This is a genomic window from Paenibacillus sp. KS1 (assembly GCF_001680695.1).
Classification (GTDB): Bacteria; Bacillota; Bacilli; order Paenibacillales; family Paenibacillaceae; genus Paenibacillus_B; species Paenibacillus_B suaedae.
Map to the genome: position 1 here is coordinate 1 of NZ_MAIS01000016.1, position 14,684 is coordinate 14,684.

The 14,684-nt window shown below is 46.0% G+C and carries 13 protein-coding genes; 5 read left to right on the forward strand and 8 right to left on the reverse strand.

Features of this window, described 5'->3' with window-relative positions; all coding sequences use genetic code 11:
- Both BBG47_RS07555 and BBG47_RS07560 read right to left on the reverse strand, forming a co-directional pair.
- On the reverse strand, positions 1–762 hold a 762-nt coding region (locus BBG47_RS07555), incomplete at its 3' end, for an ABC transporter ATP-binding protein (protein ID WP_044355020.1).
- A gap of 218 nt (positions 763–980) precedes the next feature.
- Positions 981–1,280 carry a hypothetical protein gene (locus BBG47_RS07560; RefSeq protein ID WP_021253091.1) on the reverse strand — a complete coding sequence of 100 codons (300 nt, stop codon included), beginning with the start codon at positions 1,278–1,280 and terminating at the stop codon, positions 981–983.
- A 346-nt stretch (positions 1,281–1,626) separates the two neighbouring features.
- Here BBG47_RS07560 and BBG47_RS07565 point away from each other — a divergent pair, with 346 nt between their 5' ends.
- The gene (locus BBG47_RS07565) at positions 1,627–3,819 is read left to right on the forward strand and encodes a HelD family protein (RefSeq protein WP_065291227.1); all 2,193 of its coding nucleotides are present in this window, start codon (positions 1,627–1,629) and stop codon (positions 3,817–3,819) included.
- Between the two features lie 129 nt (positions 3,820–3,948).
- On the opposite strand, the gene BBG47_RS07570 is transcribed toward BBG47_RS07565, so the two are convergent.
- From BBG47_RS07570 to BBG47_RS07580, 3 genes are all read right to left on the reverse strand, one after another.
- A complete protein-coding gene (locus BBG47_RS07570; protein WP_254659773.1) occupies positions 3,949–5,283 on the reverse strand; it encodes an ATP-binding protein in 1,335 nt (444 codons plus the stop codon).
- A complete protein-coding gene (locus BBG47_RS07575) occupies positions 5,259–6,917 on the reverse strand; it encodes a hydroxysqualene dehydroxylase (protein ID WP_065291228.1) in 1,659 nt (552 codons plus the stop codon). Before BBG47_RS07575 ends, BBG47_RS07570 begins: the two co-directional genes overlap by 25 nt.
- Positions 6,918–7,224: 307 nt before the next feature.
- A complete protein-coding gene (locus BBG47_RS07580; RefSeq protein WP_254659774.1) occupies positions 7,225–8,016 on the reverse strand; it encodes a lipid II flippase Amj family protein in 792 nt (263 codons plus the stop codon).
- A 168-nt stretch (positions 8,017–8,184) separates the two neighbouring features.
- Here BBG47_RS07580 and BBG47_RS07585 point away from each other — a divergent pair, with 168 nt between their 5' ends.
- A complete protein-coding gene (locus BBG47_RS07585; protein WP_065291229.1) occupies positions 8,185–8,673 on the forward strand; it encodes a copper amine oxidase N-terminal domain-containing protein in 489 nt (162 codons plus the stop codon).
- Positions 8,674–8,770: 97 nt separating this feature from the next.
- Here BBG47_RS07585 and BBG47_RS07590 read toward each other — a convergent pair whose 3' ends face one another.
- From BBG47_RS07590 to BBG47_RS07600, 3 genes are all read right to left on the reverse strand, one after another.
- Positions 8,771–9,349 carry a GNAT family N-acetyltransferase gene (locus tag BBG47_RS07590; protein ID WP_251482882.1) on the reverse strand — a complete coding sequence of 193 codons (579 nt, stop codon included), beginning with the start codon at positions 9,347–9,349 and terminating at the stop codon, positions 8,771–8,773.
- A gap of 244 nt (positions 9,350–9,593) precedes the next feature.
- Positions 9,594–10,037, reverse strand: a complete 444-nt coding sequence (locus tag BBG47_RS07595; RefSeq protein WP_065291230.1) for a flavodoxin — start codon at positions 10,035–10,037, stop codon at positions 9,594–9,596.
- A gap of 198 nt (positions 10,038–10,235) precedes the next feature.
- Positions 10,236–10,712 (reverse strand): NUDIX domain-containing protein, encoded by a 477-nt coding sequence (locus BBG47_RS07600; protein WP_065291231.1) that lies wholly within the window; start codon positions 10,710–10,712, stop codon positions 10,236–10,238.
- 246 nt (positions 10,713–10,958) lie between these two features.
- On the opposite strand from BBG47_RS07600, the gene BBG47_RS07605 reads away from it, so the two are divergent.
- The 3 genes from BBG47_RS07605 (at position 10,959) to BBG47_RS07615 (ending at position 14,683) form a co-directional block, all read left to right on the forward strand.
- Positions 10,959–12,680, forward strand: a complete 1,722-nt coding sequence (locus tag BBG47_RS07605; protein WP_065291232.1) for a peptide ABC transporter substrate-binding protein — start codon at positions 10,959–10,961, stop codon at positions 12,678–12,680.
- A gap of 117 nt (positions 12,681–12,797) precedes the next feature.
- Positions 12,798–13,736 carry an ABC transporter permease gene (locus BBG47_RS07610; RefSeq protein ID WP_065291233.1) on the forward strand — a complete coding sequence of 313 codons (939 nt, stop codon included), beginning with the start codon at positions 12,798–12,800 and terminating at the stop codon, positions 13,734–13,736.
- Positions 13,733–14,683: an ABC transporter permease gene (locus tag BBG47_RS07615; RefSeq protein WP_065291234.1), complete on the forward strand. Its 951-nt coding sequence runs from the start codon at positions 13,733–13,735 to the stop codon at positions 14,681–14,683. The genes BBG47_RS07610 and BBG47_RS07615 overlap by 4 nt, the downstream gene beginning before the upstream one ends.
- The last annotated feature ends 1 nt before the right edge of the window (position 14,684 follow it).

Here is a 14,684-nt window from a genome sequence, read left to right on the forward strand (position 1 = left end):
AACGCGAACTGACGAAAGTTCATCTTCCGCTCCCCCCAATGCTGACAAGACATTCATAATTTCTTGGAAGAATACTTGCCGTTCATCATGCTTGTGCAGCTCTTGGTACAGCGAACCGTCCTTGATGAAGATGACGCGGTCACAGTAACTTGCAGCAAATGCATCATGGGTAACCATCATCGTCGTGGTGCCGTCTTCCTTGTTGATCTTCTCCATCATTTCAAGCACGTCCTTGGCTGACTTGGAATCCAGATTACCAGTCGGCTCATCCGCAAGCAGCAGCTTCGGCTGATGGATGATTGCCCGCGCAATCGCAGTACGTTGACATTGACCACCCGAAATTTCATAGGTGCGCTTGTCCAGAATATGTCCGATTCCAAGCTTGTCCGCAATCACTTTTACACGCTGTTCCTGTTCCTTAATGCTGACATTCTCCAGCGTCAATGGGAAAATAATATTTTCCTTCACGGTCAAAGTCTGCAGCAAATTGAAATCCTGAAACACAAAGCCAAGCTCTCTGCGACGGAACAAGGCTAGTTTACGCTTACTAAGAGCGTGTGCATTGCTGCCGCCAATCAGTACTTCTCCTGATGACGGCTTATCGATCGTGGACACCACGTTCAAGAAAGTCGTCTTACCACTTCCGGATGGCCCCATGATGCCGACGAATTCGCCCTTGCCTATCGATAAATTCAAATCGGAAAGTGCTTTGTAAGACACTTTGCCTTCATATATTTTGGATACATTTCTGACTTCCAACATAGATGCTAATTACACTCCTTCGCTTACCTGTTCTGTACCACATACTTTACTGGGTATGAAGAAATGTAACCATTGTTATGCCTTACAATTTCCTTTCATTTTTGTCATGTAATCCATTTTGACAGATTACTACTCCTATCAAAACAAAAAAGGATCCTCGCATGACAACATGCAAAGAATCCTTTTTACCGTTACATCGACAACTAGCTTACTGTCTACTAATGATGATCTCCTTTTCTCCGACTGAACGCAAACCCTCCAAAACCGCCGACAATCGCAAGATAGAATCCGAGATCATACCACCAGCCTGTATTATTGATCTCATATACACGGATTCCATCCTTGAAAAGCCCAAAAATCAGCGAGATCGGCGCAATCCAGCCATGCCAGATCCCCCAGAAGAAACCTGCTGGTGATTGATCCGTGTACGAACCGTCTCCAGGCATACAGCCGCTCAGCAGAATCGTCATGGCGATAAACACTACACATAAGAGAATAAATCGCTTGGAATGCTTCATTAAAATGTCATCCCTCCTATATTGAAATACGCTACTGTTCAGATGATACATTAACAGTGATGTCCCCTTGACCATTTCTCAACAATGGCGCATACATCATAATCGCTTCGTTCTCAGCTGTAGGCTCGTCTTCGCAGCACTCTCCTGTCTCATTATATATGGCTCGGAGCAGTACATTATGACGAACATAGCCTACTCGTCAAGCAATAGCTGCGATGTATCATCGAAATTTCATTGCTTTTTCAGGGTCAATATGATATATTAGTTCTTCTCTTTCCATATTTTGATGTGTTTCAACAAAGAAGTAGGAGAGATCACACAATCCTTTCTTAGGAGGTAACTGAAGGTGAGCGACACGTTTCAAAGTGCCTTTCAAGAAGAGCAGCACCGTCTGAAAGACACGCTCGACATCATCGAGCAGCAATACGACAAAGTTCATAATGTAGCCCCTTATACTGGGCACGACTTTACGCTGCAAGTATTAGAGGACAACCGCAAGCAGCAGGAAGAACGCTTGGCTCAAGCCCGTAAGGAGCCTTATTTCGGAAGAATCGATTTCGAAGAAAACGGCAAGGATGAAGCACTCAAGCTGTATGTCGGCAAACGAGGCGTTCATCGCAGTGCAGAAGTCGAGAATGAAGCGTACCCGCTCGTGATTGACTGGAGAGCCCCGATTGCGAGCTTATTTTATTCCTTCTCCGGAGGTACCGCTCCGGTATCTTATGATTCATTAGACGGCCCTATCGAGGGCATCGTGCATCTCAAGCGCAACCTGGCGATACGCGGACAACAATTGCAAAGAGTCGTCGATACCTACAATCGCTCCGAAGGCGAAAGCCATGTTACAGACGAATTTCTCGTCTACCGACTAGGAGAGAACAAGGACAATCGACTGCGCGATATCGTATCTACGATTCAAGCGGAGCAGGATCGCATCATTCGCGCTCCGAAGAACACTGCCTTGTTCATACAAGGGGTCGCTGGTAGCGGTAAGACGACCGTTGCTCTGCACCGCCTTGCTTATTTGCTTTATCAATATCAGGAGCAGATTCGTGCCGAGAAGATGATGATTTTTGCGCCCAACCGCATGTTCCTGAACTATATATCCGATGTCTTGCCTGAACTGGGTGTCGGCAACATCCAGCAGCAGACGTTCCCTGAATGGGCTTTGGCGGTAATGGATATGCAGCTATCCGTAACACTCGCATCTCCGATGGAGCAAGTCGAGAAATGGTACGGTTCCTTGGATTCGCGTCCAGTTCTTGACGATCACGTTTCGGGACGATTCAAAGGCTCCCTCTCCTTGCTGTCTCATATGGATCAGCTTATGAAGGAGTACGAGCAGAACGCGGTTCCAAGCGGCGACTTCTTTCCTTGGGACGGAACCGTCCTCCCGTATGCAACCATATACAGCTGGTTCCATGAGGAGTATCGCTCCTACGAGCCGGCCAAGCGCAAGGAGCGCGTTATGGCCCGTATTCAGCGCTGGATTCAGATGGAACTGAAGCGAGAACACTCCAAGACAATGCTGAAGGATAAGAAGAAGCTATCAACGCAGCGTCTCAAAGCCTATATGAAGAAATGGCCTGTCCTCGATACATGGGAAATGTATCGCTCCCTGTTCGAACCGAAGAAACAGGGCGACACGGATAGCGATAGCAGCATCGTCATTCCAGAGCCCGTGCGCAAAGAAACCATAGCGTATTTGAAGAAAAAAGTGGTTCGTCACGAGGATCTGGCAGCACTGCTCTATTTGCATTCCCGCTTGCACGGGATTTCATCTGAGTATCGATACGATCATATTGTCATCGATGAGGCGCAAGACTTCTCGCCTTTACAAATCGCAGTACTCGACCACTTTGCCAAAAACCACTCCTTCACCATCTTAGGCGACCTCTCACAGGGGATTCATGCGTATGCTGGTATTCACGACTGGTCAGAGATGCGAGAACTGTTCGAAGCGGATGCAACGGATTACTTCGCCTTAACACGCAGTTATCGTTCGACGATGGAAATCATCCGGTTCGCGAACGTCATCCTAGATCGAGGTGTAGGAACAGACATGTTGGCCGTTCCGGTATTCCGCAGCGGTCAGAAGGTTCGTATTGTCAGCAGCAAGGCGAACGAGAGAGCAGAGCAGCTGAAGCAGATTATCACTGATTTCCAAGACAATGGGCATAATACGATTGCTTTATTGACTCGAACAGCGGATGAAGCCAGAGAATTGCACGCAGCACTCCATGCAAATATCGAAGGAGAACTGAAGCACAGCATCCACCTGATTGATGGCAACGAGCAGCAATACGAAGGCGGAATATCCGTTCTTCCGGTATACTTGTCCAAAGGCTTGGAATTCGATGCGGTTCTTGTTCTTGACGTCGATGAGCATCGATATCCATGCAGCTTGCTTGATGCGAAGCTGTTGTATGTCGGCTGTACTCGTGCGCTGCACGAGCTGTGGATTGTTCACGAACCTGCGAATCAGCTATCGCCGCTCGTGTGCACAGATGACGAAGATACGGTCGAATTGATGTCTTAACCGATTTGATCACTGAACCTAATAACTTGTTCACACAAAAGGACATTCTCTAGCAGCAGTAATATCTAGATGAATGTCCTTTGTTGTATGTTTCGCCATTCTATGGACTTGCAAAACCATATTCCGCCCTTACAAGTGAACTTGCTTATATTGCAATACACAAGTAGTGCCCTCATCTGGGCGGCTGTAGTACGATATTGTGCCGTTCATCGATTTCACCAGACTAATAACGACCATTAGACCGAGCCCTGTTCCCTTCTCCTTCGTCGTATAGAATGGCATGCCAATTCGTTTAATTTGATAATCGCTCATGCCAACCCCAGTGTCCTTAATATGAATATGCACTCCCTCGTTATCCGACCAGGTGGTAACCTTCAACGTACCTCCATCCGGCATGGACTCGACTGCATTTTTCATTATGTTTAGCAGCGACTGCTGGAATTTCTTCGACTCTCCCATAATGTACATCGGTTTTTGAGATAGATGCTGGACAACTACCTCCACCTTCGACAGTAAACAAAGTGGAGATACCATGGGCACGACGGTGTCTAGTTCTTCCTGAACATAGAGCGGACGAGCCACCTCGACCGTTGGTTTGGCGTAATTCAAATAATCTGTAATGATCGAATTCGCCTGTTCAATGCCGGAAGCTGCATAATTCCGATAGGTCTGAATTTGTTCCGGGGTCAAGTTTTTACGGTTCATAAGCTGTAGAAAGCCTTGTGCAGTTGTCAGTGGATTACGAATTTCATGAGAAATTGAAGCGGCTAGCTGACCGATAACTTGATATTTCTCAGCACGAAAAAGCTCTTCCCGCATCCGTTCCTGATTTTTGACATGATGATAGATGTAGCTTACATACATCGAGGACAAATAGGTTCCAATGACAGCAATCACCACCTCTACTCCCTGCACTTGATCCCATTGATCGAAGAAGAACAGATAGCCAGCTAAATATACCGTAATCAGCAGCAGCGACATGAGGAAAATCTTCAAATAGGTACTTTGCAGCACCTGCTTATAGTGCAGGATAAGTCCAGCTGCGAGCATCATCGTGGAACCAATGATTGTCGGTACCGAGTAAATCTGCAAGTATAGTAATGTGCACAGATTGAATGCCAACCATGTACATATCCCTGGCAGCAAACCCTCGAACAGAGCAGCCAGCGCAAGAGACACTGGAGTTAAGTGCAGCCCGTACAGCAATGGATCGATATCTTCATACCCAATATAAAAACAAGTCAGCAAAAATAAGATAAAGATAAATAACAGCTTGCGACGGTAATGAGCGAACATGAATTTCGGCGTGATGATGAGAAACATAAGACTTGCGCTCATAATATAGAGCAGCCCTTTGAATTCATGCGCTAATATGGAATGGATCAACATCATTATTCCTTTCCCTATCGATTCAATGCCTTGAACGTTGAGCATTCGAGTCAGCCAATGATTTTCCCGTTCCATGGAAGCCCTTTATGGAATCGGGAGCGGTCATTGGAACGCCATGCCGATAGCAATGGATAATCATACATATCCCATATTTTGCAGGGTGGGGCATCGATCGACGATCGTTCGATGATGCAATTGACCGCTCTTCGCGCAGCCTCATTCGCCCCTTCCATCGTAGCCAAATCTGTATTCGTTCGAACATAATCCGACGCAAGGAACAGATTCGGAATTGCTGTATATGCATTCGGCCGCAAGTTCCACGTGTGGACATGATTCACGAGCAGCGGCTCCATGTTGATCGCTTCATGCGGGTTCGGGAATTGAATATCTTCATCGAGATACCAATGCACAATCATATCATCGCTCAGTATGGTCTCACCTTGATTCAAGCTCCGCTTCAGCTGCTCCCACACTTCTATCTTAATTTGCTCGCTAGTGCAGTGCATTGCCGGCTTCCCGAATACAATACCAGGCGTTTTCCAATCCGATACATCGATCGAGATGATACCTGCCACATCCCCATTGCCGAAATCGCTCATCTTGAAATGCGGCCAGAACTGAGCTTGGGATACGGAAGTCAATGCCCAAGGGCTGTCCATATAGATGACATGACCATGGATGATAGGGACATCTTCTTTCAAATAAAATTGGACGCCGTTCATCCATTCCACGTTCTTCGCTAGCTCGGGCAGTCCGCCCAGCAATGGATCACCCTCGATTAGATCCTCCGTAATCAGTTCCGCCATCACCTCAACGGGCAGTGCTGCGATATAATAATCTGCGGTTACAATGTGGGAGCGGCCTTCTTCTTGAATGGTCACGCCTTGAATCCGGCCATTCTTGCAATGAATATGTTCAACTTTCGCTCTTAAGCGATAGTCGACTCCCCCCTGTCTCAAGTAAGTCAGCCAAGGATTGATCCACACATCATTGGTAGGGCCGTTCAGCAAGCGATCCGCACTACCTCCTGGCAGCACCATATCCAGCATTACGGTTGCAGCTACCGTGCCTACTGTGCAGGCATTCGCTTCCTTCGCCCGTGCTGCGACCAATATACGCGTTAGGCCAGTGAAAATGTGTCTGAATTCCGCTGACTGCTTCTCCGCCTGTAGAAAATCCCACCATGCTACACGCTGATAATCCAGCAGCCGGCGTTCATCACAGCTAGTCAGAACCTGCCACAGACAGTTCACATAACGGTCGACGTCCTTCTCACTTAAACCAAGTTTATTATCGAATAGTGATTTAAGCAGTGTGCGCCAGCCGCGTATCGTTTGCGGGAATTCAGTAAGAAAAGGAAGCATAGGACGATTGAAGAAGGCAAGTCCCAAGTTCGTTCCTTCGATTAGATTATCAAATACGGTTAATCTCTCGGTACTGTTCGGCCGTTGATAGGGAATACGCTTCATGGTGTCCGTAACGTGCTTATAGAATTTTGGGAAGAACCTGAATCCGTGTTCTCCTGGCAAATCTGGTCGACCATTCGTCCCCGAATTGGGAACCGGCATACTTCGTGCCTTGCCTCCTGGAATGGTTCTCCATTCATACACAGAGACGCGAAATCCACGCTCCATTAGTTCGTGCGCTGCACTCATGCCGGCGATACCACCGCCTAACACGATCACACTTGGGCGATCTTTCCCCACCATAAACAATTGAGCACTCCTATTCCATTATTATCATTGGAAAAATAAACTAGTTTCATATTACTATAAATCGACGGATTACAACACCTCTCAACGCAGATCTACAAGAAAAACAGAATGTAAGTTAGAAACGTGCCCCTTTCTACCATTTTACATCATAGATTTGGAACCTATTTGCAAGAAATCAACAACAAAAAACCTGCCCTTTGATTCATTGAGCAGGCATGTATTTCGCTGGGTTTCACGGAGAAGAACGGTTCATTTTTCATAAATATGGGTAATGACAATTTGTCGAACGCGAGTTCATCACCTAGATGACTTGAACGACCCAAGCAATCCATGCAGCAGCTGGATAGAACAGCAACTGAGCGATAATCGTACCTACCACTCTTGAGAACATCAAGAGCGCGAATATTTTACCTAAGCGATTCCGTTCTGTCGCATCGCCCATTGCGCGATCGGTAAGCATTGCCATTTGCGGATCGACGAAGATCGTGAGTATGATCGTAGCTAGTCCGTTAATTAGTCCAGATGATTGCGAGGCGGCCGTACTATACTCTGGATTCAAAGCAGATGCGTACAGTGCTGCCAGAACCCCGATCGTATAGATGCTGGTGACCAGACAATTCAATAGCAGCAAGCGCTTCGGAATTCCCATGATCCGCAGCGAGCGGAGCATGTTCCATGTTGGCGTTCGCAGATGATGCTTCACATGCCGAATCTGATCGAGGGATACGGATGAAATCAATTTCGGTATAGAGCCTGACACTTCCATATGACGTATCACTCTAGTTGCAATCAAGACAGCCGTTGGAAAAAAGAGCATTGCCAGCAGCGTTCCTACCGTTGATGAGCCGATTACAATACGGAACTGGCCTTCCAAATCAAATTCCGGATGCTGCTTTGCATAATCGATAATTTTCCCTGTCATTGGGCCCTGAAGCAAATTCGAAGTACGAGATACAAGGACAATTATGCCGGTTAATGATAGAGCAACTGCAAGTCTACCTGTACGTACGCCCGCGTAGCGAACCGCATAGGACAATGTCTCAAATAAATGGATAAGCATAGTTAGTAAGGAGATGATGATAATTTTATCCAACGTGAACTCCCCCACAGGAAATCGTTGTTATACCAATTATAGCTTAGAATCATGTTTTTTATTTTCTCACGTCGTTTCCGTACTTGTCCAGATCAAAAAAGACTTTTAAATGTTGCAACTTTTTCATTCTATCATCGTTATTATTGTTAAAGGGGGTTTCGGGCTTACATGAGAGATGTTACTCGTACATTGAAATACAGCCTATCCATTCTAGTAGGCTGTCTACTTATAACACTGCTTGGTTCAAGCTTCGCCTATGCTGGTGATGGTGCCGCGCATAAGGTTCAAATGCAACCGACTCCGATTCCGGTCGTACGTGTGGTAGATACGGATGGGAATACCTTATCCCATGACGCCTTGATCGAGAATGGGCTGACATATATCCCTATTAAGGATCTAAGTACGCATTTGAATTTGAAGGTACGATGGGAATCATACAGCCATACTGTATATATTGAAGGGGACAAATCAGATATTACGTGGAGTTCACTAACTGGCAAGATGAAGGTGAATGGCAAGGATACGGTGCTCACGACATTCCCTCAAATTATTAACAATAAAACCTTTATCCCGCTTCGTCTTCTGCAGAATGTATTTACTTATCAATTTGACTGGGATAGCAAAACGAAAACCGTTACCCTGCTCAACAATTGGTAGAAGGTTGGATGATATACGCAGCAATAATTCCATAGAGCGGATAGATTTGAAATCTAGAAAGAGCAATACGGGCTGTTCCTACCTGTACTGCTCTTTTTTATGCTTGCTGCCCATCCAACAAGTCTTCGTTAATAATGGAGAACAAAAGAACATCCTCGTAGCGCCCTTTTGCAAAAATATGCTTACGAAGCACTCCCTCCTGTTGAAAACCGCACTTCACCAACACGCGTATCGAGGCAGTATTATCTGGATAGCATCTAGCTTCAATCCGTACAAGCTTCATCGAAGTAAATCCATAACGAATCACCTCGTTCACAACCTCTGTCATGAGGCCATGTCCCCAGCAGGATCTGGACAACGCATAGCCGATCTCGGCACGTGCATGCTGCTGATTCCAATTCCCAAAGCCGCATGTGCCGATAAGCCGCTCCGACTGCTTGCAGTAAATTCCCCACGGAGCAATCTCTCCGCGACTATAACGCTGGATAATCCAGTTCAGAAAACGCTGCGAATCAGCAATCGTCTGGTGAGCAGGCCATGTTGCAAACCGCGAAATCTCTTCATCAGAAGCATATTCAAACATATCCTCAGCATCCTGAAGCTTCATTTCCTTCATACGTGTACGGGCTGTCTCTAGGACTGGAACGGGAAAGAACAGCTCTGTCTTGCGCATCATGATTTCCCTCCTTATGGATCTGGGATTCACCTTATTCTTCTACACAAGATCATGCCATAACTGCCCGCTATTGTCTAACCATGCCGTATTTCTATCTCTATCTCTTTCTCTATCTCTTCAACGTGACAAAGACAAAAAGCCCGTCACCTTCAATAAGGGCACGAGCTGATGTCTGTTTTAGATGCTGTTATTAGAATTATCGCTTTGGATGATTGCGAAATAACATAGGTAGAACTAGACTTGATTATGAACGAAGCTTGCCAACGAAAGTATTCCCGAATTGTCTACACAGTTCCTTCTCGTCAGCCTTAGGCGTCAATTCTACCTTCAAGCCATCCAACACAACCTCGCAGCCTCGCTGACGCAGCTTCTCAATGAGAATGTCCACTGCTGCACCATATTGTGCGTACGAAGAATCACAAGAACCAAACACGGCCGCCTTCTTGCCCGTCAGATCCACATCATCCATCTCATCGAAGAAATCAAGGAATTCATCGGGCAGTTCACCATCCCCCCATGTGTACGCGCCAAGCAGAATTCCATCGTACTCTGCCATCTCCGATGCATAGGCATCCATGACTTCCTTCATCGTAAGCTCCTCATCAGTTCCTTTGACGCCTTCGGCCACAGCTTCCGCCATTTCTTCTGTATTCCCTGTCATACTCGCATAAATTAACAATGTGCTCATGTATATAACCTCCAACTTTTTTATGTACAAAAATTGATATTGATAATCATTATCATTATAGTTGGAGTCGTTGCATTGCGCAAGCAGCAATCTTCTGCCAATTAAAAAAGGATAAGGCAGCTCTATCGAGCTCCTCATCCCAGATCTAGCCTTCAACGCTATTCTTAAATACCGAAGGTTAAAACGTTAGCGTATATGTTAATTCGTGTCTCCCATATAGACGTCTTTTTCCCCTCTACCCTGCAGCTTGGGTATCAATTGTGCAGGATAAACTCGAATGTGATCAAGCGCTGATAAGGCAACCCACTCTACACCAACCTGATACTCGTCAGGATTCGTTCCTGCAAAGATCTGAGCCTCTTGCTCTGTCGGTGGAATACGCTCATCAAGTTCAGCGACAAAATAAAATTCAACCTGATGGACATCGGCATCCCATTCTGCAAATTGATGATTTTTACCTATGTACTCACGAACATACGTGAGGTCGTGCACACGGATATGACAACCTATTTCTTCCATACATTCCCGCTTCAACGCATCACTTAACTGCTCTCCATGTTCCTGTCCACCACCTGGGAACAGATAGAAGAATCCTTCCTGATCCTTGTTTTTCGTAAGCAGCACTTTTCCGTCGTATATGATGATTGCCTTGGCTGAATTTCGTATGGGCTTCATATGTCTTCCCCCTTGATAAAAGTGTTCTAACAGTTAATTGTACCTTAATTAGCAAGCTGTCAATGCGGTAATCGTTACGAATTTGATAAATTTTTTATAAAATCATCGAAAAAGATAAAGACGAACACCTAACATTATGGTAGTATATGGTACAAACCAGGTGTCAATTATCTCCTCTGACCTGCATCTAGTAAGGTTGGCGTATGGTGTAAACGATTATTCCATTGAGAGGGGAACTGTACACGTATGAAACGTAGATCCATGATGCTTATGTTGACGCTTTTACTGGCAATAAGTGCGTTTGTAAGCGCTTGCGGAAGCAGCAGCACGCCTGCCCCTGAGTCCAAGCCGAGCGAGACTCAGAAACCTGGCGACAGCGGGACAGGTGAGAAAAAAGAAGAGAACAAGGACGTGGCACTCGCCTCAGATCAGACCTTCCGCTTCAACATGAAGAGTGATCCTCCTTCCCTTGATCCTGGTACATCTCAGGATACGACTTCCTTCCAAGTATTGAGCCATATCTTTGAAGGGCTCACACGATTGGATGAGCACGGCAAAGTTATTCCAGGTACCGCAGAGAGCTGGGAAGAAGATGCTACGAAGACGAAGTATGTCTTCCATCTCCGCAAAGATGCCAAATGGTCGAACGGCGATCCTGTAAAAGCAAAAGATTACGAGAACGCTTGGAAACGTGTTCTCGATCCTAAGATGTTGCCAGCTCCACCATATGCCTATCAGCTGTACTACATTAAAGGTGCAGAAGATTACAACACGAAGAAATCCACGGATCCAAATTCCGTAGCAGTAAAAGCCACTGACGATTACACGTTGGAAGTCGAACTTACGACACCAACTGCTTACTTCTTAAGCTTACTCTCCTTCCAATCCTACTTCCCTGTACACACGGATGCCCGCGATTCGAAATGGGCTTCTGAGGCAAGTACTATCATATCGAACGGCCCATTCAAAATGTCAGACTGGAAGCATCAAAACTCACTTGAACTGATTCCAAACGAACACTACTATGCAAAAGATGAAATCAAATTTACGAAAGTACAAATTACAATTGTCGAGGATCCTGGTACCGAAGTCAGCATGTATGAAACAGGAGCACTTGAATTCGCAGGTCAGCCGACTGGTGAAATTCCGGTCGACCAAATTGCGATGCTGAAGGAGTCGAAGCCAGATGAGCTTCAAATCAAAGGTATTGCTTCCTCGTATTACTACCTGTTCAACAATAAGCAGAAGCCATTCGACAATGTCAATATTCGCAAGGCACTGGCAATGGCTATTGATCGTAAGCAAATTGTTGAGAAAGTCACGCTTGGTGGTCAAACACCTGCATTTGGTATTGTTGCGAAAGGTATCGCAGGGATAAATGATGAGTATCGCAATGAATCTGATGACAGCGCCTATTTCAAGGAAGATGCTGCTGAAGCAAAGGCTCTTCTCGAAAAAGGCTTGAAGGAATCCGGATTGTCAGAAATGCCTGAATTTACACTCACTCACAATACCAATGAAATGCATAAGAAAGTTGCTCAAGCCGTCGCGAATATGTGGAAAAATACGCTTGGACTGAAAGTAAAGGTTGAAAATCAGGAGTGGGGTGTCTTCCTAAAGAACCGGACGGCATTGAACTATCAAGTCGCTCGCGCCGGCTGGACGACAGACTATAATGATCCAATGTCATTCATCGATCTCTATACGACTGGCAGCGGCAATAATGATATTGGGTACAACAATCCTGAATTCGATAAACTGGTGAAAGATGCGAAGATTTCTGTGGATCCAAATGCACGTATGGACTTGATTAAGCAAGCTGAGAAGAAGCTGATTGCAGACGATATGGCGATCATACCGATTTTCTATCATACAAATGTTCATTTACAGAAGCCGTACGTCAAAAATGTATTTATCGACTACCAAGGACAAATAAACTTCACTCGCGGTTATATTGCAGAACACTAATCGATCGATCGTGACATTGAGCATGTAAATAGTCGGGGTACATATGCAGGCAATGTTCATATGTATCCCGACTTTAGCATTATAGGTTGAAATTATCCTTCAGGAGGCTGGTGGAATGTGATTCGCTATGTCCTTACCAAGCTAATGTATCTCATCATTTCCTTATGGGTTCTGGCTACACTTACCTTTCTATTGATGAAGGCTGTCCCAGGCGACCCATTTCTGTCAGAGAAAGCCGTTCCTCCAGAAATACGTGCAAGGCTCATGGAGCAATATGGACTCGACAAGCCATTATATGAACAGTATGTCGTTTATTTGAACAAGCTCGTTCAAGGTAATCTTGGTATTTCCATGAAAATGCAGGATCGTGAAGTCGTTCAGGCCATCCGCGAATCCTTCCCCTACTCACTTAAGCTCGGTATCTGTGCCTTAATTGTAGCCGTCACGATCGGGATAGGACTCGGGATTGCTGCAGCAATGCGGCATCGCAAGCTGATTGATACGTCCTCCATGGTACTCGCTGTCGTTGGCGTATCTGTCCCCAGCTTTGTTCTTGCCTCATTTATGCAATACGTGCTTGGGGTAAAACTGAAGCTGCTGCCCGTCTTTGGACTAGCTGGCCCCCTCACCTATGTCATGCCCACCATTGCGCTATCAGCTCTACCGATTGCTTTCATCGCCAGATTAACTCGCTCCAGTATGCTGGAGGTTCTGCATTCTGATTATATTAAGACAGCCAAGTCCAAAGGTCTGTCTGCCGGTGTCATTGTGCGCAGACATATTTTACGCAACGGAATCTTGCCTGTTGTTACGTATCTTGGCCCACTTACTGCAGGTATTGTTACCGGTTCATTCATTGTGGAGCATATTTTCGGAATCGGTGGTCTTGGTAAAATATTCGTAATGAGTATTACGAACCGCGACTATTCTCTCATCATGGGGATCACTATGTTCTATGGCGTTATATTGATGGTGGCTCGCTTCCTTACTGACTTGGCTTATGGTGTTATCGATCCTCGCATTAAGCTTGCCAAAGGAAAGGAGAAAGCGGCATGATTACCTACAACAAACAGAATCCATTGCAGCAGCCCCCTATCAAGCCCGAGCAATTCAAAAAAGCGAACATCGACGAACATGCGGCGGAGGCGATCGAACGCGAGAGTATATCCGCTTGGCGCGATTCGTGGCTTCGATTGCGCAGTAATTGGGCAGCAATGACAGGCCTCGTTATTCTTGTTCTGCTCATTATTATGGCCATCATCGGACCAATGTTAACTTCTTATGACTACGAAACCAATTATTTGGACAAGACGAATTTGCCACCTTCCTCAGAGCATTGGTTCGGCACGGACGATCTCGGCCGCGACATGTTCGCCCGTACTTGGATGGGCGCTCGTATTTCACTTATCGTCGGCTTCTCCGCAGCCCTCATTAACCTGATTGTCGGCGTCATATATGGCGGCATAATGGGGTATGTGGGAGGCAAACTCGATGAAATCATGAACAAGGCATCTGAAATTATATTCACACTTCCTGACCTTCTTGTCGCCATTTTACTGGTAGTAGTACTAGAACCAAGTCTTGGCGTTATTATATTGGCGCTGTGCTTCACTGGCTGGATAAATATGGCCTGGATTGTGCGCGGGCAAATGATGCAGCTCAAAAATCAGGAGTTCGTCCTTGCCTCCCGTTCTCTCGGCGCATCGGGAGCACGGATCTTGTTCCGGCATCTGATTCCAAATTCACTCGGCCCGATTATCGTTACGCTAACCTTAGCAATTCCTGTATCGATCTTCGGCGAAGCGGTTCTTAGCTTCCTCGGGCTTGGTGTACAATCCCCAGCTGCCTCTTGGGGAACGATGATTAGCGATGCATTGAAGGCGATGACCGTCTATCCATGGCGTATCGCATTCCCTGCATTCTTTATCAGCTTGACGATGCTTGCATTCAACATGTTTGGCGATGGACTGCGTGATGCACTCGATCCGAAGATGAAAAAGTAGA